The sequence below is a fragment of the Dickeya dadantii NCPPB 898 genome (assembly GCF_000406145.1).
Taxonomy (GTDB): Bacteria; Pseudomonadota; Gammaproteobacteria; order Enterobacterales; family Enterobacteriaceae; genus Dickeya; species Dickeya dadantii.
In genome coordinates this window covers 4,253,084-4,276,081 of the sequence record NZ_CM001976.1, presented here as the reverse complement: position 1 = coordinate 4,276,081, position 22,998 = coordinate 4,253,084, and the positions used below count along the sequence as shown (strand labels likewise).

Annotated in this window: 15 protein-coding genes and 1 riboswitch; of the genes, 9 read left to right on the top strand and 6 right to left on the bottom strand. The window is 58.8% G+C overall.

What is annotated here, in order from left to right; all coding sequences use genetic code 11:
- Positions 1-359: 359 nt before the first annotated feature.
- The 4 genes from metA (at position 360) to aceK (ending at position 6,357) form a co-directional block, all read left to right on the top strand.
- Complete coding sequence (gene metA / locus DDA898_RS19125; RefSeq protein ID WP_038912065.1) at positions 360-1,289, top strand: homoserine O-acetyltransferase MetA; 930 nt, start codon at positions 360-362, stop codon at positions 1,287-1,289.
- Positions 1,290-1,594: 305 nt separating this feature from the next.
- On the top strand, positions 1,595-3,193 hold the full coding sequence (aceB, locus tag DDA898_RS19120; RefSeq protein ID WP_038912064.1) for a malate synthase A: 1,599 nt from the start codon (positions 1,595-1,597) through the stop codon (positions 3,191-3,193).
- A 23-nt stretch (positions 3,194-3,216) separates the two neighbouring features.
- Positions 3,217-4,524: an isocitrate lyase gene (aceA, locus tag DDA898_RS19115; RefSeq protein WP_038912063.1), complete on the top strand. Its 1,308-nt coding sequence runs from the start codon at positions 3,217-3,219 to the stop codon at positions 4,522-4,524.
- Between the two features lie 75 nt (positions 4,525-4,599).
- Complete coding sequence (gene aceK / locus DDA898_RS19110; protein ID WP_038912062.1) at positions 4,600-6,357, top strand: bifunctional isocitrate dehydrogenase kinase/phosphatase; 1,758 nt, start codon at positions 4,600-4,602, stop codon at positions 6,355-6,357.
- A gap of 9 nt (positions 6,358-6,366) precedes the next feature.
- On the opposite strand, the gene iclR is transcribed toward aceK, so the two are convergent.
- Entirely contained in the window at positions 6,367-7,197 is an 831-nt protein-coding gene (gene iclR, locus DDA898_RS19105; RefSeq protein WP_013319671.1) for a glyoxylate bypass operon transcriptional repressor IclR, read from the bottom strand.
- A gap of 164 nt (positions 7,198-7,361) precedes the next feature.
- Here iclR and metH point away from each other — a divergent pair, with 164 nt between their 5' ends.
- Complete coding sequence (gene metH / locus DDA898_RS19100; RefSeq protein ID WP_038912660.1) at positions 7,362-11,045, top strand: methionine synthase; 3,684 nt, start codon at positions 7,362-7,364, stop codon at positions 11,043-11,045.
- A gap of 67 nt (positions 11,046-11,112) precedes the next feature.
- On the opposite strand, the gene DDA898_RS19095 is transcribed toward metH, so the two are convergent.
- A complete protein-coding gene (locus tag DDA898_RS19095; RefSeq protein WP_013319669.1) occupies positions 11,113-12,567 on the bottom strand; it encodes a DASS family sodium-coupled anion symporter in 1,455 nt (484 codons plus the stop codon).
- A gap of 325 nt (positions 12,568-12,892) precedes the next feature.
- Between DDA898_RS19095 and DDA898_RS19090 the strand changes: the two genes are divergently transcribed.
- Entirely contained in the window at positions 12,893-14,539 is a 1,647-nt protein-coding gene (locus tag DDA898_RS19090; protein ID WP_038912060.1) for a Na/Pi cotransporter family protein, read from the top strand.
- Between the two features lie 50 nt (positions 14,540-14,589).
- On the opposite strand, the gene DDA898_RS23830 is transcribed toward DDA898_RS19090, so the two are convergent.
- Together DDA898_RS23830 and lysC are read right to left on the bottom strand one after the other, a co-directional pair.
- Positions 14,590-15,630, bottom strand: a complete 1,041-nt coding sequence (locus DDA898_RS23830) for a methyl-accepting chemotaxis protein (protein ID WP_038912059.1) — start codon at positions 15,628-15,630, stop codon at positions 14,590-14,592.
- Positions 15,631-15,870: 240 nt separating this feature from the next.
- Positions 15,871-17,235: a lysine-sensitive aspartokinase 3 gene (gene lysC, locus DDA898_RS19080; protein ID WP_038912058.1), complete on the bottom strand. Its 1,365-nt coding sequence runs from the start codon at positions 17,233-17,235 to the stop codon at positions 15,871-15,873.
- A gap of 117 nt (positions 17,236-17,352) precedes the next feature.
- A riboswitch (Lysine riboswitch) is annotated at positions 17,353-17,550 on the bottom strand.
- 254 nt (positions 17,551-17,804) lie between these two features.
- Between lysC and pgi the strand changes: the two genes are divergently transcribed.
- Entirely contained in the window at positions 17,805-19,454 is a 1,650-nt protein-coding gene (pgi, locus tag DDA898_RS19075; protein ID WP_013319665.1) for a glucose-6-phosphate isomerase, read from the top strand.
- A gap of 103 nt (positions 19,455-19,557) precedes the next feature.
- On the opposite strand, the gene DDA898_RS19070 is transcribed toward pgi, so the two are convergent.
- Positions 19,558-20,694 carry a glycosyl hydrolase gene (locus DDA898_RS19070; RefSeq protein WP_038912056.1) on the bottom strand — a complete coding sequence of 379 codons (1,137 nt, stop codon included), beginning with the start codon at positions 20,692-20,694 and terminating at the stop codon, positions 19,558-19,560.
- A 266-nt stretch (positions 20,695-20,960) separates the two neighbouring features.
- Between DDA898_RS19070 and DDA898_RS19065 the strand changes: the two genes are divergently transcribed.
- Positions 20,961-21,305: a DUF4156 domain-containing protein gene (locus DDA898_RS19065; RefSeq protein ID WP_038902197.1), complete on the top strand. Its 345-nt coding sequence runs from the start codon at positions 20,961-20,963 to the stop codon at positions 21,303-21,305.
- A 39-nt stretch (positions 21,306-21,344) separates the two neighbouring features.
- On the opposite strand, the gene epmB is transcribed toward DDA898_RS19065, so the two are convergent.
- Positions 21,345-22,388, bottom strand: coding sequence for an EF-P beta-lysylation protein EpmB (gene epmB, locus DDA898_RS19060; protein WP_013319661.1), 1,044 nt, complete (start codon positions 22,386-22,388; stop codon positions 21,345-21,347).
- Positions 22,389-22,427: 39 nt separating this feature from the next.
- Between epmB and efp the strand changes: the two genes are divergently transcribed.
- Entirely contained in the window at positions 22,428-22,994 is a 567-nt protein-coding gene (gene efp / locus DDA898_RS19055; RefSeq protein ID WP_013319660.1) for an elongation factor P, read from the top strand.
- Positions 22,995-22,998 lie beyond the last annotated feature (4 nt).

Sequence of the window (22,998 nt, the reverse complement as noted above, 5' to 3'; positions counted from 1 at the left end):
GGTCAGGGCAGGCGGCGGCCCGGTGTGCGGTTTTACGGTCCGGGCCGGTCCGGTCCTGTGCTCTCCCCGGCGTTGTGTCGCGCGCCTGCGCTGTGCCTGTCGCTTTTTCCCTGCAAGGCCTTCTCTTTATTCCCCTCTCTCTGCGGTTTTTATCACTCGGCATCAACAGAATAATCATCTCGCTTTGCGTCATACTGTGTAATTCTTATGCTAAAAATGGATATACAAATCTGATTTCTGATGAAAGATTTTCAACCAGACGGTTATGTGCTCGACATTGCGCTGGAAAGTCGCTATCTTCGGCAGCCTAGAAGGCTAAACGTATAAACGTATAAACGTATGCAGTGAGGTGTAAGGTTATGCCAATTCGGGTTCCTGATGAGTTGCCGGCTGTCAGCTTCTTGCGCAATGAAAACGTCTTTGTGATGGCGTCTTCCCGAGCCAGAACGCAGGAAATTCGTCCGTTGAAGGTACTGGTACTTAACCTGATGCCAAAGAAAATCGAAACGGAAAACCAGTTCCTACGGCTGTTGTCGAACTCGCCACTGCAGGTGGATATTCAGTTGTTGCGAATCGATAGCCGGGAATCGAAGAACACGCCGGCGGAGCACCTCAACAATTTTTACTGCGATTTTGAAGATATCGAGCACGAGAACTTTGATGGTTTGATCGTGACCGGCGCCCCGCTGGGGCTGGTGGATTTTTGCGATGTGGTGTATTGGCCGCAGATCGAGCGGGTGGTTAACTGGGCCAAAGAGCATGTCACTTCTACACTGTTTGTGTGTTGGGCAGTGCAGGCGGCGTTGAATGTGTTGTACGGCATCCCCAAGTTGACCCGTGACGTGAAATTATCCGGCGTGTATTCACACCATACGCTGCAGCCGCATGCCCCGTTGACACGTGGTTTTGACGAAACCTTTCTGGCCCCACATTCCCGTTATGCGGATTTCCCTTCCGATGTGATTCGTGAACACACCGATCTGGATATTCTGGTGGAGTCCGAGGAAGCTGGAGCCTACCTGTTTGCCAGCAAGGATAAGCGGCTGGCGTTTGTGACCGGGCACCCAGAGTACGACGCGCTGACGCTGGCGAGCGAGTATTTCCGTGACTGTGATGCCGGCCTTAATCCGGTGATCCCGGTGAACTACTTCCCGGGGGATAACCCTCAGAAAACGCCGCGGGCGACCTGGCGTAGCCACGGCCATCTGCTGTTTTCCAACTGGTTGAATTACTACGTTTACCAGATCACGCCGTTCGATTTGCGTCATATGAATCCTACGCTGGATTGATTTTTCCTCTCGTTCTCTCCCATCAGGCGCCTTATGGCGCCTTTTCTTTTTCCTGCTGAGCTGCAGCCTGCGGATACGTCGCGACTTCTTCTCCTTGTTGATTCATGGAATGTATTTCTCTATTCCGTATAACTTTAATTTTAAATTAATCATGTGCTTGAGTTTAATTAAAATTAAAAATGGAAATTGTTTTTGATTTTTAATTTTATTGGATTAGGCTTAGTTCTGTTGGCTGAAAAACGTTCGGGTTGAGCTCACAGATTGAACAACCGATCAGGCGAAGACAGCGGAATAGGAAATACGACATGACACAACAGACGATAAGCAGGGAATTGGCGTTTACCGCCGTATTTGGCGAGGAAGAACGGCAGATTTTGACGGCAGAGGCGGTGGATTTTCTCACGATGCTGGTCAGCCGGTTCACCCCGCAGCGTAACCGCTTACTGGCGGAACGTCAGGCGGTACAGGCGCGCATTGATAACGGAGAATTACCCAATTTTATTTCGGAAACGAATTCCATAAGGAGAGCCGACTGGAAGGTGCGTGGCATTCCAGCCGATCTGCTGGATCGCCGGGTAGAGATTACCGGCCCGGTGGAACGAAAAATGGTGATTAATGCCCTGAATGCCAACGTGAAAGTCTTTATGGCGGACTTTGAAGATTCACTGGCGCCCAGTTGGTCGAAAGTGATTGAGGGGCAAATCAACTTGCGGGATGCGGTACGCGGCACCATCACTTATACCAGCGAGACGGGAAAGATTTATCAGCTCAAACCCGACCCGGCGGTGTTGATCTGCCGGGTACGCGGTTTGCACCTGCCGGAAAAACACGTGTTGTGGCGCGATGAGCCTATCCCTGGCAGCCTGTTCGATTTCGCACTCTATTTTTTCCACAACTACCGTCAACTGCTGGCAAAAGGCAGCGGCCCCTATTTCTACCTGCCGAAAACCCAGTCCTGGCAGGAAGCCGCCTGGTGGGGTGAGGTATTCAGTTACACCGAGGACCATTTTGGCCTGACGCGCGGCACCATCAAAGCCACCATCCTGATTGAAACCCTGCCCGCCGTGTTCCAGATGGACGAAATTCTTTATCACCTGCGTGACCACATCGTCGGGCTGAACTGCGGTCGTTGGGACTATATCTTCAGCTACATCAAGACTTTGAAAAATCATCCGGACCGGGTATTGCCGGATCGCCAGTCGGTGACCATGGACAAACCGTTTCTGAATGCCTATTCACGTTTGCTGATCAAAACCTGTCATCGGCGCGGCGCGTTTGCGATGGGCGGGATGGCCGCGTTCATTCCCAGCAAAGACGTGGAGCGCAACGCCTGGGTGCAGGAGAAAGTGCGGCAGGACAAGGAGCTGGAGGCCCGCAATGGTCATGACGGCACCTGGATCGCCCATCCCGGCCTGGCCGACACGGTGATGCCGGTGTTCGATCGCCTGCTGGGCGATCGTCCCAATCAACTGGATATGTTGCGCGAAGACGATGCGGCGGCGACCGCCGACGAACTGCTGGCACCTTGTCCGGGAGAACGCACCGAAGCCGGTATGCGCGCCAATATCCGCGTGGCGGTGCAATACATCGAAGCCTGGATTTCCGGCAACGGCTGTGTGCCGATTTACGGGCTGATGGAGGATGCCGCCACCGCCGAAATCTCCCGTACCTCGATCTGGCAGTGGATCCACCACGGCAAAACCCTCAGTGACGGTCGGGTGGTGACCAAGGCGCTATTTCGCCAGATGCTGGCCGAAGAGATGCAGGTTATCCGTGTTGAGCTGGGCGACGCCCGCTTCGACGGCGGCCGCTTCGAGGAAGCCGCCCGACTGATGGAACGCATCACCACGCAGGACGCATTAATCGATTTCCTCACCTTACCCGGTTACGACTTACTTGATTAATCCTGTTTAAAAAAGGAATCGCTATGAGCACCTCTCGTACCCAACAAATCGAGCAACTGGAACAAGAGTGGAACACGCCGCGCTGGAAAGGCATTACCCGCCCGTACCGCGCGGAAGACGTGGTGAATCTGCGCGGGTCGGTGAACCCCGCCTGTACGCTGGCGCAACTGGGCGCGGAAAAGCTGTGGAAGCTGTTGAACGGTAAGTCGCGCAAAGGCTACGTCAACTGCCTTGGCGCGTTGACCGGCGGGCAGGCGTTGCAGCAGGCGAAAGCCGGGCTGGAGGCGGTGTATCTGTCCGGCTGGCAGGTGGCGGCGGACGCCAACCTGGCCGCCAGCATGTACCCGGATCAGTCGCTCTATCCGTCCAACTCGGTGCCAGAGGTAGTGCAGCGTATCAACAATACTTTCCGGCGGGCGGATCAAATCCAGTGGGCCAACGGCATCGGGCAGGATGACCCACGTTACACCGACTACTTTTTGCCGATCGTGGCGGATGCGGAAGCCGGTTTCGGCGGGGTGTTGAATGCGTTTGAGCTGATGAAATCGATGATTGAAGCGGGCGCCGCCGCCGTCCATTTTGAAGACCAACTGGCGTCGGTGAAGAAGTGCGGCCATATGGGCGGCAAGGTGCTGGTGCCGACGCAGGAAGCAGTGCAGAAACTGGTAGCGGCCCGGCTGGCGGCGGACGTGCTGGGCGTACCGACCTTGCTGGTGGCGCGTACCGACGCCGACGCTGCCGACTTGCTGACCTCGGATTGTGATGATTACGACCGAGACTTCGTTACCGGCGAACGCACGGTGGAAGGGTTTTACCGTACCCGCGCCGGGGTGGAGCAGGCGATCAGCCGCGGGCTGGCGTACGCGCCTTACGCCGATCTGGTGTGGTGTGAAACCTCAACGCCCGACCTGGCGTTGGCGCGGCGTTTCGCCGAGGCGATTCACGCCTGTTTTCCCGGCAAGCTGCTGGCCTACAACTGCTCGCCGTCATTCAACTGGAAGAAGAATCTGGACGATCGCACCATCGCCCGTTTTCAGGATGAACTGTCGGAGATGGGCTACAAATACCAGTTCATCACGCTGGCGGGTATCCACAGCATGTGGTTCAACATGTTCGACCTGGCGCATGCTTATGCGCAGGGCGAAGGCATGAAGCACTACGTGGAGAAAGTACAGCAGCCGGAATTTGCGGCCATTAAACAAGGGTATACCTTCTCGTCTCACCAGCAGGAGGTGGGCACCGGTTATTTCGACAAGGTGACCACCCTGATTCAGGGCGGCGCGTCGTCCGTCACCGCGTTGACCGGTTCGACGGAGGAACAGCAGTTCTGAATCCTCCATACGATGAAGCGGCCAGCCTGATGCTGGCCGCATTACGTTAAGTCGACGGCGTTAGAGGAGAGATGGATGAGTCGGGGACGGGAACAACTGGTGGCGCAGACCATTCTGCAAGGGTTCGATGCGCAGTACGGCCGGTTTCTGGAGGTGACTGCCGGGGCACAGCAGCGCTTCGAGCAGGCGGACTGGCACGCGGTGCAGCAGGCGATGAAGCAGCGTATCCAGCTTTACGACCATCATGTCGGGCTGGTGGTGGAACAGCTGGGCTGCATCACCGACCGGCAGTGTTACGACGCAGCGTTTGTCGCGCGGGTCAAACAGATTTATACCGCGCTGTTGCCGGACTATCCGCGCTTCGAAATTGCGGAGAGCTTTTTCAACTCGGTGTATTGCCGGCTGTTTAATCACCGTGAGCTGACGCCGGACAAACTGTTCGTGTTCAGTTCGCAGCCGGCGCGACGCTTTCAGGAAATCCCGCGTCCGCTGGCTCGGACTTACCAGCCCGACGGCGGCTGGCCCGCGATGCTGGAAGCGGTGCTGACCGCCTTGCCGCTGCGGTTGCCGTGGGAAAACCTGACGCGGGACATCGGTTATGTGGTGCGGTCGTTGCGGGAAGCGTTCCCGGCGGCGTCGCTGGCGAACGCCTCGTTGCAGGTGGCGAACGAGCTGTTTTACCGTAACAAGGCGGCCTGGCTGGTGGGAAAACTGCGTTTGCCGGGCGGCGTGTTTCCGTTTTTGCTGCCGATTCACCACAACGAGCGCGGCGCGCTGTTTATCGATACCTGCCTGACCCGCCATGCGGATGCCAGCATCGTGTTTGGCTTCGCCCGTTCCTACTTCATGGTTTACGCGCCGCTGCCGTCGGCGCTGGTGGCCTGGCTGCGGGAGATTTTGCCGGGTAAGACCACCGCGGAGCTGTATCTGGCGATCGGCTGCCAGAAACACAGCAAGACCGAGTACTACCGGGAGTACCTTGATTTCATCGCCGGTACGCAGGAACCGTTTATTACCGCGCCGGGGGTGAAAGGAATGGTGATGTTGGTGTTCACACTGCCGACCTTCGACCGGGTGTTCAAGGTGATCAAGGATCGGTTTGCGCCGCAAAAAGAGGTCAGCGAGGCGCGGGTGCGGGAGTGCTACCGGCTGGTGAAGGAGCATGACCGCGTCGGGCGCATGGCGGACACCCAGGAGTATGAAAACTTCGTGCTGGAGAAAGCGCGCATCAGCCCGGAATTGCTGGCGGAACTGCGGCGGGAGGTGCCGGATAAGCTGGAAGATCTCGGCGACCGGCTGGTGATCCGCCATCTGTACATGGAACGGCGCATGACGCCGCTGAATCTCTATCTGGAACAGGTCGACGGGCAGGCGCTGCGCGATGTCATCGACGAGTACGGCAACGCCATCCGGCAACTGGCGGCGGCCAATATCTTTCCCGGCGATATGCTGTTCAAGAACTTCGGCGTCACTCGCCACGGCCGGGTGGTGTTTTATGACTACGACGAAATCTGCTACATGACCGAGGTGAATTTCCGCGACATCCCGCCGCCCCGCGACCCGGCGGACGAACTGGCGGCGGAGCCCTGGTACAGCGTCGGGCCGAATGATGTGTTTCCGGAAGAGTTCCGCCAGTTTCTGTGCAGCGATCGCCGCTTGCTGCCGCTGTTTGAAGAGCTGCACAACGACCTGTTTCGGGCCGAATACTGGCGGGCGTTGCAGCAGCGAATCCGCGACGGCTATATTGAGGATGTCTACGCTTACCGGCGCAGAAAGCGCTTCAGCTTACGTTATGCCGACCCGGTAACGTCAGCGGGCGCGCTGACGTCATGACGCCGGCGATCAGCGCGCGCCGCCGTACTGGTAGGTAATCTCTTTCGCCGCCTTGATCACCAGCGCGCCCAGTTCGGTGATGCGATCGTCGGTGATGCGGGATACCGGACCGGAAATGGAGATGGCGGCAAACGCCTCGTGGTGTTCGTCCAGAATGCAGGCGGCGACGCAGCGCAGGCCCAGCGCGTGCTCTTCATCGTCCAGCGCGTAGCCCTGGCGGCGAATGCTGGTCAGGTTTTCCTTTAGCGTCTGGGCACTGAGGGTATGCGGGGTATAGCTATGCAGCCCTTTGCGGTGCAGCAGTTGGGTGATGTTGTCGTCCGGTAGCATGGCGAGGAACGCTTTGCCGGCGCCGGACGCGTGCATCGGCAGTTTGCCGCCGATCGGCGCGGACATGCGCATCAACGCGGTACACTGCACCTGATCGATGATAATGGCCTGATAATCACTCTGATCCAGCACCGCCAGATTCACCGTCTCTCCGGAACTCTCCATCAACTGACGCAACATCGGGTGCACCAGACTGAGCAGATTACGGCTTTGCAGAAAGCTGCTGCCGACGATAAAAGCATGGGTGCCGATGGTCCACAATCCCAAATCGCCGACCTGGCGCACGAACCCCTGCTGTTGCATGGTAGTCAGTAACCGGTGGGTGGTGGAGTTGGGCAAGCCCGCCTGTTGAGCCAGATCGGTCAGCGCGATGCTGCCGTTGGCTTTGGCGATGTATTCCAGCAGCGTCAGCCCGCGTGTCAGCGACTGTACCTGCCCGGCAGGCTGAGCGGGGCTGGCGCCGGCAGCGCGGGGTTTTTTGCCGCGTTTGGCGGCTTCGGGTGGTGTCATCGTCGATTTCCTTTTTCATATCATGGAATCGATTTTCGTTTTTTTAGCGCAGAATGCAACCGTCTTGTCAGGCGGTTTTATCAACAGCGTACTGCGCTGGCGCGGCGGGCTGTTGTGCTAGGATAAAGGTTCGCACAGACGAGGGTGATAACGAGAATAAGATGATGGCAAATCGGTTACAGGCATTACAGCAGCAACTGGCGCAACGCATTATGATTCTGGACGGCGGCATGGGCACCATGATCCAGAGTTACCGTCTGCAGGAAGAGGATTACCGCGGCGAGCGCTTTGCCGACTGGCACTGCGACCTGAAAGGCAATAATGACCTGCTGGTGCTGAGTAAGCCGGAGGTGATCACCGCCATTCATAACGATTATCTGGCGGCGGGCGCGGATATTCTGGAAACCAACACCTTCAACGCCACCCGCATCGCGATGGCCGACTACGAGATGGAAGCGCTGTCGGCGGAAATCAATACCGCCGCTGCCCGGCTGGCGCGCGCCTGCGCCGACGAGTGGACGGCACGCACGCCGGAGCGTCCGCGCTATGTCGCCGGGGTGCTGGGGCCGACCAACCGCACCGCGTCGATCTCGCCGGACGTGAACGACCCGGCGTACCGTAATGTTAGCTTCGACCAACTGGTGGAAGCGTACCGCGAATCGACCCGCGCGTTGGTTGAAGGCGGCGTTGATATCATCCTAATCGAAACCATCTTTGATACCCTGAACGCCAAAGCCGCCATTTTCGCGGTGGAAACCGAATTCGAGGCGTTGGGCGTCACGCTGCCGGTGATGCTCTCCGGCACCATTACCGACGCCTCCGGCCGAACCCTATCCGGGCAGACCACCGAAGCGTTTTATAACTCGTTGCGCCACGCCCGGCCGTTGTCGTTCGGCCTTAACTGCGCGCTGGGGCCGGACGAACTGCGTCAGTACGTGGCGGAGCTGTCGCGCATCGCCGAGTGCTATGTGACCGCACACCCCAACGCCGGTTTGCCGAATGCCTTCGGCGAATACGATCTGGACGCTGACGAAATGGCGCGTCAAATCGGTGAATGGGCGCAGTCCGGTTTCCTGAATATTATCGGCGGGTGCTGCGGCACCACGCCTGAGCACATCGCCGCGATGGTCAAAGCCGTTGACGGCGTGGCGCCGCGTGCCTTGCCGACGTTGCCGGTAGCCTGCCGTCTGTCCGGGCTGGAACCGCTGAACATCGGCGATGACACGCTGTTCGTTAACGTTGGCGAACGCACCAACGTCACTGGCTCCGCTAAATTCAAACGCCTGATCAAAGAAGAAAAGTACAACGAAGCGCTGGACGTGGCGCGTCAGCAGGTAGAAAGCGGCGCGCAGGTCATCGACATCAACATGGACGAGGGCATGCTCAACGCCGAAGCGGCGATGGTGCGTTTCCTTAATCTGATCGCCGGCGAGCCGGATATCGCCCGCGTGCCGATCATGATCGACTCCTCCAAGTGGGAGGTAGTGGAAGCCGGGCTGAAGTGCATTCAGGGCAAAGGCATCGTCAACTCCATCTCCATGAAAGAAGGCGTGGACGCCTTTGTGCATCATGCCCGACTGGTGCGCCGTTACGGTGCCGCGGTGGTGGTGATGGCGTTTGACGAAGTGGGGCAGGCGGATACCCGCGCGCGCAAGATTGAGATTTGCCGCCGCGCCTACCACATACTGACCGAAGAGGTCGGTTTTCCGCCGGAAGACATCATTTTCGACCCGAACATTTTCGCCGTCGCCACCGGTATTGATGAACACAATAATTATGCGGTGGACTTTATCGAGGCCTGCGCCGACATCAAAGCCCAACTGCCGCACGCGATGATTTCCGGCGGTGTGTCCAACGTGTCATTCTCGTTTCGTGGCAACGAGCCGGTGCGCGAGGCGATTCACGCCGTGTTCCTGTATTACGCCATCCGCAACGGCATGGACATGGGCATCGTCAACGCCGGTCAGTTGGCGATCTACGACGATTTGCCCGCCGAGCTGCGCGACGCGGTGGAAGACGTCATTCTCAACCGGCGCGACGATGGCACCGAACGGATGCTGGCGATTGCCGAGAAGTATCGCGGTAGTAAATCAGACGACGACAGCAATAAAGCCGAGGCCGAATGGCGCGGCTGGCCGGTGAGAAAACGGCTGGAATACGCGCTGGTCAAAGGCATTACCGAATTTATCGAGCAGGACACCGAAGAGGCGCGGGCGCAGTCAGCCCGCCCGATCGAAGTGATCGAAGGGCCGCTGATGGACGGCATGAACGTGGTCGGCGATCTGTTCGGCGCCGGTAAGATGTTCCTGCCGCAGGTGGTGAAGTCGGCGCGGGTGATGAAGCAGGCGGTGGCGTATCTGGAACCGTTCATTCAGGCCAGCAAAGACCAGGGCTCCAGCGCCGGCAAGATTCTGCTGGCGACGGTGAAGGGCGACGTACACGATATCGGTAAAAACATCGTCGGCGTGGTATTGCAGTGCAACAACTACGAGATTATCGATTTAGGCGTGATGGTGCCGACCGACAAGATCCTCAAGACCGCCCGCGAAGAGAAGGTCGATATCATCGGCCTGTCGGGGTTGATTACCCCGTCGCTGGACGAAATGGTCAACGTCGCCAAAGAGATGGAGCGCCAGGGTTTTACGCTGCCGTTGTTGATCGGCGGCGCCACCACCTCCAAGGCGCACACCGCGGTGAAGATCGAGCAGAATTACAGCGGCCCGACGGTATACGTGCAGAATGCGTCGCGTTCGGTGGGCGTAGTGTCGGCGCTGTTATCGGATACCCAACGCGGCGACTTTGTGGCGCGCATCCGCAAAGAATACGAGACGGTGCGTATCCAGCACGGCCGCAAAAAACCGCGCACGCCGCCGGTGTCGCTGAGCGTGGCGCGCGACAACGCCATGCCGATCGACTGGGATAGCTATACGCCGCCGGTGGCGCACCGCCTCGGCGTGCAATCGGTTTCCGCCGGCATCGAGACATTGCGTACTTACATCGACTGGACGCCGTTCTTTATGACCTGGTCGCTGGCGGGCAAATACCCCAACATTCTTGAAGACGAGGTGGTGGGCGAAGAGGCCAAGCGTCTGTTTGCCGACGCTAACGCCATGCTGGATACCTTGTCAGCCAACGGCACGCTGAATCCGCGTGGGGTCGTAGGGCTGTTTCCGGCCAACCGGGTGGGCGATGACATCGAAATCTATACCGACGAGCGTCGCACCGAGGTGCTGACCGTCAGCCATCATCTGCGCCAGCAAACCGAAAAGACCGATTTTCCCAACTACTGTCTGGCGGATGTTGTGGCGCCAAAAGCCAGCGGCAAGCCGGATTACCTCGGTGCGTTCGCGGTGACCGGCGGGCTGGAAGAGGACGAACTGGCCGCACAATGGGAAGCGCAGCACGACGACTACAACAAGATTATGCTCAAAGCGCTGGCCGACCGGCTGGCGGAAGCTTTCGCCGAGTACCTGCACGAGCGGGTGCGCAAGGTCCACTGGGGCTATGCACCGAACGAGAACCTCGGCAACGACGAGCTGATCCGCGAAAACTATCAGGGTATCCGCCCGGCGCCGGGTTACCCGGCCTGTCCGGATCACACCGAGAAAGCGACCATCTGGCAACTGCTGGACGTGGATAACACCGTCGGTATGACGCTCACCGAGTCTTATGCCATGTGGCCGGGCGCGTCGGTGTCCGGCTGGTACTTCAGCCACCCGGACAGCAAGTATTTCGCCGTGGCGCAAATCCAGCGCGATCAGGTGGAAGACTACGCCGTTCGCAAGCAAATGCCGGTGGAGGAGATCGAGCGCTGGCTGGCGCCGAATCTGGGGTATGATGCGGACTGATTCATTTGGATAATAAAAAACACAGGCCGGGTTATCCCGGCCTGTGTTTTTTCGATGCCGAATAGGCTCAGTAAAGCCCGATCACCTTCCACCACAACAGACCGGCGGACATAAAGATCGCCTGATTGATCAGGCTGATGACAAAGCCGGTGCGCCACCAGACGGCGGTGGGTACGTAGCCGGCGCCGAACAGAATCGGGCCGCGGGCGTGGGTGTACTGGGTCAGCGAGCAGTACAGGCTGCTGGTGAACGCCAGCATCAGCGCCATCGGCGCCGCCGGGATGTGCAGGTTAATGCCCACGCCGAGGAACACCGCGTACAGCGCCGCGATCTGGGCGTTGCCGCTGGCGAAAAAGTAGTGGGTGTAGAAGTAGGCGGCGTTAAGCAATAGCAGCACCAGCACCCAGCTGGTGTCCTGCATCAGGTGACCGATGCTGTTGCCGATCAGGTCGCCAAACCAGGTAGTGAAGCCCAGTTTCTTCAACTGGTTAGCCATCATCAGCAATGCGGCGAACCAGATTAGCGTATCCCATGCGCCTTTCTCGCTCTTGATATCTTCCCAGCTTAATACGCCGGTCAGCAGCAGGAAGGAGAGGCCGACAAACGAGGCGGTGGTGGCGTCGACGCCCAGCAGATCGCCGAAAATCCACAGCACCAGCAGAATCACCACGGTGGCGGCCATCAGCCACTCGCCGCGCGACATGCTTCCCATTTTTTCCAGTTCGGCAACCGCCAGTTTCGGTGCGTCCGGCGTATGGCGAATTTCCGGTTTCGCCAGCATGTAGACGCACAGCGGCACCAGCAGCAGAGAAATCACGCAGGGCACCACGGCGGCGATGAACCAACTGCCCCAGGTGATGGTGATGCCGGCGTTGGCCGCCAGTTTCACCGCCAGCAGGTTACCGGTGTAACCGGTCATGAACAGCGCGGCGGTGACGTCGTTGACGTTGCCGATACAGGTCACCAGAAAGGTACCGATTTTGCTGCGGGAGGCGTCTTCCGGTTTGGAGTCAAAACTGCGCGCCAGCGAATCGGCAATCGGGTAAATCACCCCGCCGCAGCGGGCGGTGTTGCTGGGCATGGCGGGCGATAGCACCAGATCGGCGAACGCCAGACCGTAAGCCAGCCCTAACGTGCGTTTGCCCAACAGGCGGATCATTTGTAAGGCGATGCGACGGCCCAAGCCGGTTTTGATAAAACCGCGGGCGATCATGAACGCCACTACAATCAGCCAGATCAGCGAGCTGTTAAGGTCGCTCAACGCGGTCTGAATGGAGGCGCTGGCGCTGGTGTCGCCGGCGGCGTAGGTGAGGGCGAACAGCGTAATACTGATGATACCGATGGCGCCGATCGGCAACACGTTCGCCACGATGCTGATGATGGTGGCGACAAACAGTACGGCGGAGTGCCAGGCGGCGGGTTTTAGCCCGGTTGGCGGCGTCAGTTGCCAGAAAAAGGCGGTCACAATCACAATGATGAGCAGCGCCAGCCAGTTCAGGCCATATGCGGTTTTGGTCTTCATCCGTATATCCTTGACTCAGGTCTGAAGAGGATGCCGTCGCCAATGTCGGGCGAAACGGCTGATGGACGAAGCATAACGCCAGAAACGTACCGAGTGGGGGAAATACGCTCGGTTATTGATTTAGGCCGTGATTTTAAAAAAATTACCCTTATTTACACCCGCTGACCCACTCAAGAACAGATAAGATGTCAGTAAGATGTCAGACTTAAAACCGGGCGCAAGTGAGACGTACACCGGGTTTGTGCGCGGGAATGCCATTTTTTCCATAACTATTTTTCTATAGCTATTTTTCTCTAACCATTTTGACTGAGGGAGGCTCAGTTCCGTGTTGACGCTGCTGCATTTATTGTCTGCCATCGCGTTGCTGGTCTGGGGTACGCATATTGTTCGTACCGGGATTATGCGGGTGTACGGCGCCCGTCTGCGGCGAACGATCAGCGATAGCGTGAGCCGTAAGCCGCTGGCCTTTCTCGCCGGCATCGGCGTGACTGCGCTGGTGCAGAGCAGCAACGCCACCGCGCTGCTCGCGATCTCCTTTGTCTCGCAGGGGTTGATTGCGCTGGCGCCGGCGCTGGTGATTATTCTGGGTGCGGATGTCGGCACCGCGCTGATGGTGCGCGTGCTGACGTTTGATCTCTCCTGGCTGTCGCCCTTGCTGATTTTCCTCGGGGTTATCTTTTTCCTCAGTTGCAAGCAGACCCGCGCCGGACAGCTGGGGCGGATTGCCATCGGGTTGGGGCTGATTCTGCTGGCGCTGGAGTTGATTGTGGATTCGGCGACGCCGATCACCCAGACCGCCGGGGTTAAGGTGCTGTTTTCCTCGCTGACGGGCGATGTGATGCTGGATGCGTTGGTTGGCGCGGTGTTCGCCATTGTGAGTTATTCCAGCCTGGCGGCGGTGCTGCTGACCGCCACCCTGACCGCCAGCCATGTGATCTCTCTGGATGTGGCGTTGTGTCTGGTGATCGGCGCTAATCTGGGCAGCGGCATTCTGGCGCTGGCGAACGCCAGCACACAGGGCGCGGCGGCGCGGCAGGTGGCGCTGGGGAGCATGTTCTTCAAACTGATTGGTTGTCTGCCGGCGTTGCCGGCCATCGGTTATCTGGCGGACGGAATGGAAGCGGTGCCGTTGCCGGATGAAGAACGGGTGATTTACTTCCACCTGTTTTACAACCTGGTGCGCTGCCTGCTGCTGTTGCCGTTTGCCGAGCGTATGGCGGAGCTGTGCGGCAATCTGGTGCGGGTTGAGCCGGAGCTCGACCCGCGATTGCGCCCTCGTCATCTGGATGTCAGCGCGCTCGATACGCCGACGCTGGCGCTGGCTAACGCGGCGCGGGAGACGCTGCGCATCGGCGATGTGATCGAACAGATGCTGAAAATGTTTCAAAACACGCTGCGGGGCGAGCACCAGCAGGTGCGCGAAATCCGTAAGCTGGATGACGACGTGGACGTGCTCTACAACGCCATCAAGCTCTATCTGGCGCAGATTGAAAAGGCCGGGCTGCACGAGCGCGATTCACGGCGCTGGGCGGAAGTGATTGAAATGGCGCTCAATCTGGAACAGGCCGGCGATATCATCGAGCGGGTGGTCTGCGATCTCGACGCGCATGCGCCGGATGGGCTGCGCGGTTTTTCGACCGCCGGGCAGGACGAACTCAATACCCTGTACGAGCAACTGATGAGCAACCTGCGGCTGGGAATGTCGGTGTTCCTGTCGTCGGACGTGACCAGCGCCAGACGGTTGCGCCGCGCCAAGCATCGTTTCCGCATTCTGAACCGGCGTTATTCCCACGCGCATGTCGACAGGCTGCACCAGCAAAACGTGCAGAGCCTGGAAACCAGTTCGCTGCACCTCGGACTGCTGGGCGACATGAACCGGCTGAACTCGCTGTTTTGCGCGGTGGCTTACAACGTGCTGATGATGATGGAAGAAGAGGACGAAGGGCGGGAAGAGTCCTCCGTCTCCATGTAAGCCATGCTAAGAGGCGGGCGACGACGATGTGTTTGCCGTCGCCCGACGTTTTATGTCGGCGTGTTCGTTCGCTGTTCGATCACGCCGTACCAGCCCAGGCCCCGGTAGCTTTCATAGCCTGGCGTCAGCGCGAAAGACAGGGTTCTGCCGTCGGTTTGATAGTACCCGGACGCTTTTCCTTCCGTGCGTAACGGAAAGTGCTCGCCCAGTGGCGTCGCGTCATCGGAACTGGCGATGACGCGCGACGCTGAATCCACAATCAGGCAGCGCGTATGCCGCCACTCCTCGTCCGTCAGGCGCACATTTCGAACCACCGTCGTGGCCTGCGGCGCCCAGTCGAAGAAAATCAGCAGTACGCCGACCGGGCGGCCATGTTCATCGCCGTTTTCACGAATCGCCGTGGCGTAGGTAGCGACCGCCGCATTACGCAACAGCGCGATTTTCTGGATATCCGCCGCCACATAGTCGGTGCCGTTTTTCGTCGCTTTCGCCCGCCGGAAAATGGCAAGGTCGGAGACGTTGCGGCCGGTGACGTCGTAATCCTGCCCGCGTCCGTTCGCCAGCACCGTACCGTTCAGGTCGGTTACCCACAAATCCAGATACACGGTATAGCTCGCCAGAATGACCGACAGCCGGTGCGAGGCGTATTGCCGCTCGGCGTGACCCGGATGGGCGGCGCAGGCGACCACCGCGGTGTCCGTCGCCCACCAGCGCACGTCGCAGGAGCGCTCGTACAGGTTGCGATCGATAATGTCGATCATATTCAATGCCTGATCGACATGGCGCCCGCTTTCATGCTCGTGTAGCCGGGAAATCATGCTGTCGCCCAGCTCAGTCAGCTTTGACAGCGAGCCTGCCAGTTCCTGATTAAGGTCGGCGGTGATTTGGTTAATCAGCGACGCCACGTGTTTAACCTGAGCGGCGACCACCGCAAATCCTCTTCCCGCCTCTCCGGCGCGTGCCGCCTCAATCAGAGCATTCAGGGCGAGAAACGTGGTTTCCCGGTTGATGTGGTCGATATCGGCAATCTTGTTATTGGCGATTTTTCGTATGTGATGACTAAGCTCTACAATTTCACGAGGATTTGCCATGTGTTCACCGCGTTCCCTTTTTCCTCCCACCTTGATGGTTAAACATCGTGTTTTCCGCTGCGGCAGGCTCTGTCGTTTATCCTTTTTTATTGGTTGGGATCATGGAGGCGGTGGCGGACCGCAGGCATAAAAAAATCCGAAACCCGCATTGGGTTTCGGATCTGTCTGCCTTTATGGCTCGTAGCCGGTTTTATCCCGGCCATTGCATCGTGTTATTTAAACCGCGTTATTCAAACCACATTATTCAAACAGATTGTGATGCAGCGTCTGTACCACCTGCTCGGCATCGCTGGACGGCACCAGGAAGCACAGGTTGTGGCTGCTGGCGCCGTAGCAGATGAGGCGGATGTTGAACGGCTCCAGCACCCCGAACACCTCTTTGCCGACGCCGCAGGCCTGCGACAGCTGGTTGCCGATCAGCGCCACCAGCGACATGTTCTCTTCCACTTCCACCCGACACAGCGAGGACAGTTCGGTCAGCAGCGCGCTGGACAGCAGGCTGTCGCCGGTCGAGGTCGAGCCGGTGGTGTCCAGCGTCAGCGCCACGTTCACCTCGGAGGTGGTGATCAAATCCACCGAGATGTTGTGGCGAGCCAGAATACTGAACACTTCCGCCAGAAAGCCGCGCGCGTGCAGCATGTTAAGGCTATGCAGGGTCAGCAGCGTCTGCTTGCGGCGCAGCGCCAGCGCGCGGAACAGCGGCGGGTTTTCGGTGTTGTTGCACACCAGCGTGCCGCCGGCCGCCGGGTCTTTGCTGGAGCCGACGAATACCGGAATGTCGCTGCGTACAGCAGGCAGCAGCGTGGCCGGGTGCAGCACCTTGGCGCCGAAGGTGGCCATTTCGGCCGCTTCTTCAAAGGTAATCTGGTCGATGCGGTGAGCGGACGGCACCACGCGCGGGTCGGTGGTGTAGATGCCGGGCACGTCGGTCCAGATGTCGATACGGTTGGCGTGCAGCGCTTCGCCCAGCAGGGCGGCGGTGTAATCGCTGCCGCCGCGGCCCAGCGTGGTGGTGCGGCCTTTGGCTTCGCTGCCGATGAAGCCCTGGGTGATGATCAGCCCCTGCGCCAGACGCGGCGTCAGCTGGCTGCGGGTCAGTTCGCCCAGCGCGTCGCAGTCCGGCTCGGCGCGGCCGAAGCGATCGTTGGTACGCATGATTTTACGCACGTCGAACCATTCGGCGGCGACGTTGCGCTCGCGCAGAATTTCCACAAACAGCAGGGTGGATATCAGCTCGCCGTGGCTGACCAGTTCGTCGGTCAGGGCGCTGGAAGTCGCCAGCGCCGCCGCTTCCGACAGGCGGGCCACGTTGTCCAGCATGCGGTCGACTTCTTCACGGATGACGGCCGGCTGGTTGAGGCGGTCGATGATGGCGTATTGAATCTGGCGCAGTTTTTCCAGTTGCGCGGTGCGTTCAGCCGGCGGTAAACCTTCCGCCAGCGCCACCAGCAGGTTGGTCACGCCGGCGGAGGCGGACAGCACCACCACCCGTACCTGCGCGTCGGACAGCACGATGTCGGCGCTGCGGTTCATGGCGTCGAAATCAGCGACGCTGGTGCCGCCGAATTTGGCGATAATCAGTGAGTTATCAGTGTTAGCAGACATTCAAAAACCTCGTGTCAGGGGCGTCATTGTCGTCGTCGACAACAGCATTCCATCGTTAAGCCTTGGCACAAGGGAAGAGCGGTAAGCAGGGGGCAAGCGTAGGTTACTGGCTACGGCACACCCAGAAGCGCTCCACCTTGCTGATCGTTCCGCCTTGCGGAGCGATGCGGGTGACAACCCAGGGGATTCAGCCCCTGCGGTCGGCAGCGTAAACACCGTAGGTTACGTCTGTCTCGGCGCCGCTCCCCCTCTGGTATCCTCATCGGATACGGTTCCTCCGATACCTTGCCTGGGCGGCGCTCCTCTTCTGGCTTGCGCAACGGGTGCGCAAGTAGGCTTTTACAAATAGCGGGTAACGCGGCGGCTGTCAATCAACATTGCTGTCAATCAACATTGCTGTTGATCAACATTGGTCAGGGGCGCGCCATTTCGCAAGAAAAGGGCTTCCCCGCACGACGTTAAGGGATACAATCGGGAAAAAGCGGGCAGGATTTCCCGCCCGGCGACCGACTTGTTCTCAAACCTATTTGTTCTCAAACCGACTTGTTCTCAAACCGAAGAGTAGTGTGATGAAAAATATCAACCCGACGCAGACTGCCGCCTGGCAGGCATTGCAGCAGCATTTTGCCGCGATGAAAGAGGTGCAGATCAGCGATCTGTTCGCGCAGGATCCCGAGCGTTTCTCTCACTTTTCCGCCACGTTCGGCGACCTGATGCTGGTGGATTATTCCAAGAACCGCATCACCGCCGACACGCTGGAAAAACTGCAGGCGCTGGCGCGTGAAACCGATCTGTCCGCTGCCATCAAGTCGATGTTTTCCGGCGAGAAGATCAACCGTACCGAAGATCGCGCCGTGCTGCATGTCGCGTTGCGCAACCGCAGCAACACGCCGATCGTGGTCGACGGCAAAGATGTGATGCCGGAAGTGAACGCAGTGCTGCAAAAGATGAAGCAGTTCAGCGAGCGCGTGATTGGCGGCGAGTGGAAAGGCTACACCGGCAAGGCGATCACCGACGTGGTAAACATCGGTATCGGCGGGTCCGACCTGGGGCCGTTCATGGTGACCGAGGCGCTGCGCCCGTATAAAAATCACCTCAATATGCACTTCGTTTCCAACGTCGACGGCACCCACATCGCCGAAACCCTCAAACGCGTCAACCCGGAAACCACCCTGTTCCTGGTGGCCTCCAAGACGTTCACCACGCAGGAAACCATGACCAACGCCCATAGTGCGCGCGACTGGTTCCTGAAGACGGCCGGCGATGAAAAACACGTCGCCAAACACTTCGCGGCGCTGTCTACCAACGCCAAAGCCGTCGGCGAGTTCGGCATCGACACCGACAACATGTTCGAATTCTGGGACTGGGTCGGCGGCCGTTACTCGCTGTGGTCCGCCATCGGCCTGTCGATTGTGCTGTCTGTCGGGTTCGATAACTTCGAACAACTGCTGAGCGGCGCTCACGCCATGGACCAGCATTTCGCCACCACCCCGGCCGAGAAAAACCTGCCGGTGCTGCTGGCGCTGATCGGCATCTGGTACAACAACTTTTTTGGCGCGGAAACTGAAGCGATTCTGCCGTACGATCAGTACATGCACCGTTTCGCGGCCTACTTCCAGCAGGGCAACATGGAGTCCAACGGTAAGTACGTTGACCGCAACGGCAATCCGGTGGATTACCAGACCGGCCCGATTATCTGGGGCGAGCCGGGCACCAACGGCCAGCACGCGTTCTATCAGCTGATCCATCAGGGCACCAAGCTGGTGCCGTGCGACTTCATCGCGCCGGCGCTCACCCACAACGCACTGAGCGACCATCACAGCAAATTGTTGTCGAACTTCTTCGCCCAGACCGAGGCACTGGCGTTCGGCAAATCCCGCGAGGTGGTGGAAGCGGAGTTCGCGGCGGCCGGTAAATCAGCCAAAGACGTCGAGCACGTGGCGCCGTTCAAAGTATTCGAAGGCAACCGCCCGACCAACTCGATCCTGCTGCGGGAAATCACTCCGTACAGCCTGGGAGCGCTGATCGCGCTTTATGAGCATAAGATCTTCACCCAGGGCGCGATCCTGAACATCTTCACCTTCGACCAGTGGGGCGTGGAGCTGGGCAAACAGCTGGCTAACCGCATCCTGCCGGAACTGCAGGATGACAGCGCCGTCAGCAGTCACGACAGCTCCACCAACGGGCTGATCAACCGCTTCAAGCAGTGGCGCGCGTAGTTACGGCGTATCCGCGAATAGCAACAGGCCCCGATTTCGGGGCCTGTTGTTTATGGCATTGGTTTGTATAACATTAATTGTTATAACATCAGCTTTTATAGCATCAGTTGGCTTCGACAATCGGCGTCAACTGGCTGCCGTTCCAGATACCGCCCCGATTAACGACGCTGCTGTCGTTGTAGGCGGCGGAAGCATTCAGATTTTTCACCGGGCCCCATACGTTATTCCAGGGCAGGAAATAGACGGTTTTGGGGAAATTGCTTTTGATGATGCTGACCAGACGGGCGTAATCAAACTGCTGGTTGGTGGTGGACGGGCCGACCTCGGTTAAGGCGAATGGCTTGTTCAACCGCAGCATCTCGTCGTAACCGCTGAGATTGGCCGGATTGTCCAGATACATGTCCAGCCCGGCGATATCCACATAAGCGTCACCGGGGTAGAAGCCGGTCTTGTCCTGACGGTTGGCGTCCGGCGCGTACACCCACAGCAGGTTGTTCAACCCTTTAGTCTGGGTGAAATAGGTATAGATGTCGCGGTACAGGCGGATATACAGGCTCATCCGCGTGGTGTCATGGGTGTTGTAGCCGGTGGCGCCCCACCAGAACCATTCGCCGTTCATTTCGTGCAGCGGACGGTACAGCACCACCACGCCCTGCTGTTGCAACTGTGCCAGCCCGGCCGCGACCTTGTCCAGAATAGCCAGCCAGCGGGTACGCTCCGGCGTTCCTGACTGTAGCACGGCAGCCAGTTGCTCGTTGCTGACCGCTTTTTTCAGCCCGCCTTCGCCGGTGCCGGGGTCATTGCCGGCAAAGACCGGGTTGGGCAGATGATGGCTGATTTGCACCAGACCGCCTTTTTTCCAGTAGTCGATCAGCGTGCTGTTACAACTGTAATCCACCAGGTCCGCCTCGTTACCCGCCGAGGTTCTGTCCCAGCCGCGCGCGTAGTCGCAGGCGTAGATGGCCGGATACTGGCCGGTGCGGGCGGCGATGTTCTCCGCTTCGGTCAGCGAGAAGGCGTCATCGCCGCCGATATTGGCGTAACCGCCAAACGCGCCGGAGAGCAGGCGAGAGTCGCTGCGATTCGGCAGGTGCGCCATCCAGTTGTAGATAGCGCGGGTAGTGGCCATCGCATTAGCGGTAACCGGTGAAACGGTATGGGCGCCGACCTGGCTGATTGTGGCGGTCATCAGACAGGCGGCAAGCGATATCCGGCGAAATAGCTGATACGTCCTTTGCATGAGATATATCCTGTTGGTGAAGGGAAAATGCTTCGGTCGCAACGACTGCCCCGAGGTCGAGCACGACAATCCTGCGCCCGCCGATGTGAAACCGGGCGTGATCATCGTCATGGTTAGAGAGCGTCATGGCAACAGAAATTGTTGTCGTTTATCCGGTAATTGCAACCCCGATGGTGGTAACATGGGCCTGTTTTGGCATAAGTTTTCGATTGTCGGGTCGGGGTAGCCCGGCTTCGGCCAGTGTATCGACTATCACGGAGAGAAGCATGCGGACTCGTATTCTGATGGGATTGGCTGCCGTCGCCTTGCTGGCGGGATGCAGCACCAGCAACGAACTCAGTGCTGCCGGTCAGGCGGTGCGTTTTACTGACAGTAAACCGGCGGCGCAATGCCAGCTGTTGGGCAACATCACCGGCACGCAGTCCAACTGGCTGTCGGGCGGCGGCAACGAAGGCAGTTCAATGCGTGGTGCGGCGAACGACCTGCGCAATAAAGCGGCGGCGATGGGCGGCAACGTGATTTATGGTGCGACCACGCCGAGCCAGACGTTCCTGTCCAGCTTCGCGCCGCTGGACAGCAAGATGCAGGGTCAGGTTTACAAGTGCCCCTGATGTCGAAGACCGCCAGCGTCGCGTGACGCTGGCGGCGCCTCAGTTCTGATTTTCCTGCCGTTGCGGCATTCCGATATCCAGCAGCGTCTTGCTGGCTTCGCCGCCGATTTCCCTTGTCAGGCTTGGCACCAGATAGCCTGATACCTGCGTCATCAATTCCCTGATCAGCGCTCGCGCTTCGTCGTCCGGCACCAGAAAGTGCGCCGCGCCCTGTACCTTGTCCAGCACATGCAGGTAATAGGGTAGAATGCCGGCGTCGAACAACGCGTTGCTGAGCGCCGCCAGCGTATCGGCGTTATCGTTGACGCCCCGCAGCAATACGCTTTGATTGAGCAGCGTCACGCCTGCGCGGCGCAAACGTGCCATACTGTCGGTGAATTCGGCGTCGATTTCGTTGGCATGGTTGATATGGGTCACCAGCACCACGCGCAGCGACGATTGCGCCAGCCGCTGGCAGAGTTCAGCGGTGATGCGCGCCGGAATCACCACCGGCAGGCGGGTGTGGATGCGCAGCCGCTTCAGGTGGGGAATCTGTTCCAGTTCGTTCAGCAGCCAGTCCAGCTCATGATCCTTGGCCATCAGCGGATCGCCGCCGGAAAAGATGATTTCGTCCAGTTGCGGCTGCTGGCGAATGTAATCCAGCGCCTGACGCCAGTTGGCCTTGTTGCCCTGGTTATCCTGATAAGGAAAATGGCGGCGGAAACAGTAACGGCAGTTGACCGCGCACCCGCCCTTCACCAGCAGCAGTGCGCGATTGTGGTATTTGTGCAGCAGTCCGGGCACCACGCTGTGCTGTTCGTCCAGCGGATCGTGGCTGAAGCCGGGGGTGACGATGAACTCGTCCTGCGCGGTCAGCACCTGCAACAGCAGCGGATCGCGGGCGTCGCCGGGGCGCATACGCGCGGCAAACGCGCGCGGCACCCGCAGCGGAAACAGTTTGCGGGCATCGCGCCCGGCGCTCAGTTGCGGATGGGTATCCAGCGCCAGAAGTCGCAGCAATTCATCAGGATCGGTAATAACGTCGGTGAGTTGCTGCAACCAATCTTCTCGGGAAGGTATATTTAGGGTTACAATGTGTGCCATTTTTTTGGCTAAGTACCAGTATTAATGTAGAGGGCCATTATGGCGACTTATTTTAGCAACGATTTCCGCTCCGGTCTTAAAATCATGTTCGAGGGCGAGCCGTATGCCATCGAATCCAGTGAATTTGTGAAACCGGGTAAAGGCCAGGCTTTTGCTCGCGTCAAAATGCGTCGTCTGTTGACGGGCACCCGCGTTGAGAAAACCTTCAAGTCTACCGACTCGGCGGAAGGTGCCGACGTGGTGGATACCAACATGACCTACCTGTATAACGACGGTGAGTTCTTCCATTTCATGCACCCTGAAACCTTTGAGCAGCATCAGGTTGAAGCGAAAACCGTGAGTGATTCCGCTAAATGGTTGCAGGATAACGCCGAATGTATCGTTACCCTGTGGGACGGTCGACCGATCGCCGTTCAGCCGCCGAACTTTATCGAAGCTGAAATCACCGAAACCGATCCGGGCCTGAAAGGCGACACCGCTGGTACTGGCGGCAAGCCGGCCACGCTGTCTACCGGCGCGGTGGTAAAAGTGCCGCTGTTCGTCCAGATCGGCGAAGTGATTAAGGTTGACACCCGCTCCGGCGAATACGTCTCCCGCGTGAAGTAATCTT

Bases quoted from the DNA above. Each gene is read 5' to 3' on its own strand.
- efp (WP_013319660.1), top strand. From the start codon at position 22,428: ATGGCGACTTATTTTAGCAACGATTTCCGCTCCGGTCTTAAAATCATG.
- DDA898_RS23830 (WP_038912059.1), bottom strand. From the start codon at position 15,630: ATGGCAAATCCTCGTGAAATTGTAGAGCTTAGTCATCACATACGAAAA.
- iclR (WP_013319671.1), bottom strand. From the start codon at position 7,197: ATGACACCACCCGAAGCCGCCAAACGCGGCAAAAAACCCCGCGCTGCC.
- aceB (WP_038912064.1), top strand. From the start codon at position 1,595: ATGACACAACAGACGATAAGCAGGGAATTGGCGTTTACCGCCGTATTT.
- aceK (WP_038912062.1), top strand. From the start codon at position 4,600: ATGAGTCGGGGACGGGAACAACTGGTGGCGCAGACCATTCTGCAAGGG.
- DDA898_RS19095 (WP_013319669.1), bottom strand. From the start codon at position 12,567: ATGAAGACCAAAACCGCATATGGCCTGAACTGGCTGGCGCTGCTCATC.
- metA (WP_038912065.1), top strand. From the start codon at position 360: ATGCCAATTCGGGTTCCTGATGAGTTGCCGGCTGTCAGCTTCTTGCGC.
- metH (WP_038912660.1), top strand. From the start codon at position 7,362: ATGGCAAATCGGTTACAGGCATTACAGCAGCAACTGGCGCAACGCATT.
- lysC (WP_038912058.1), bottom strand. From the start codon at position 17,235: ATGTCTGCTAACACTGATAACTCACTGATTATCGCCAAATTCGGCGGC.
- DDA898_RS19065 (WP_038902197.1), top strand. From the start codon at position 20,961: ATGCGGACTCGTATTCTGATGGGATTGGCTGCCGTCGCCTTGCTGGCG.
- pgi (WP_013319665.1), top strand. From the start codon at position 17,805: ATGAAAAATATCAACCCGACGCAGACTGCCGCCTGGCAGGCATTGCAG.
- epmB (WP_013319661.1), bottom strand. From the start codon at position 22,388: ATGGCACACATTGTAACCCTAAATATACCTTCCCGAGAAGATTGGTTG.
- aceA (WP_038912063.1), top strand. From the start codon at position 3,217: ATGAGCACCTCTCGTACCCAACAAATCGAGCAACTGGAACAAGAGTGG.
- DDA898_RS19070 (WP_038912056.1), bottom strand. From the start codon at position 20,694: ATGCAAAGGACGTATCAGCTATTTCGCCGGATATCGCTTGCCGCCTGT.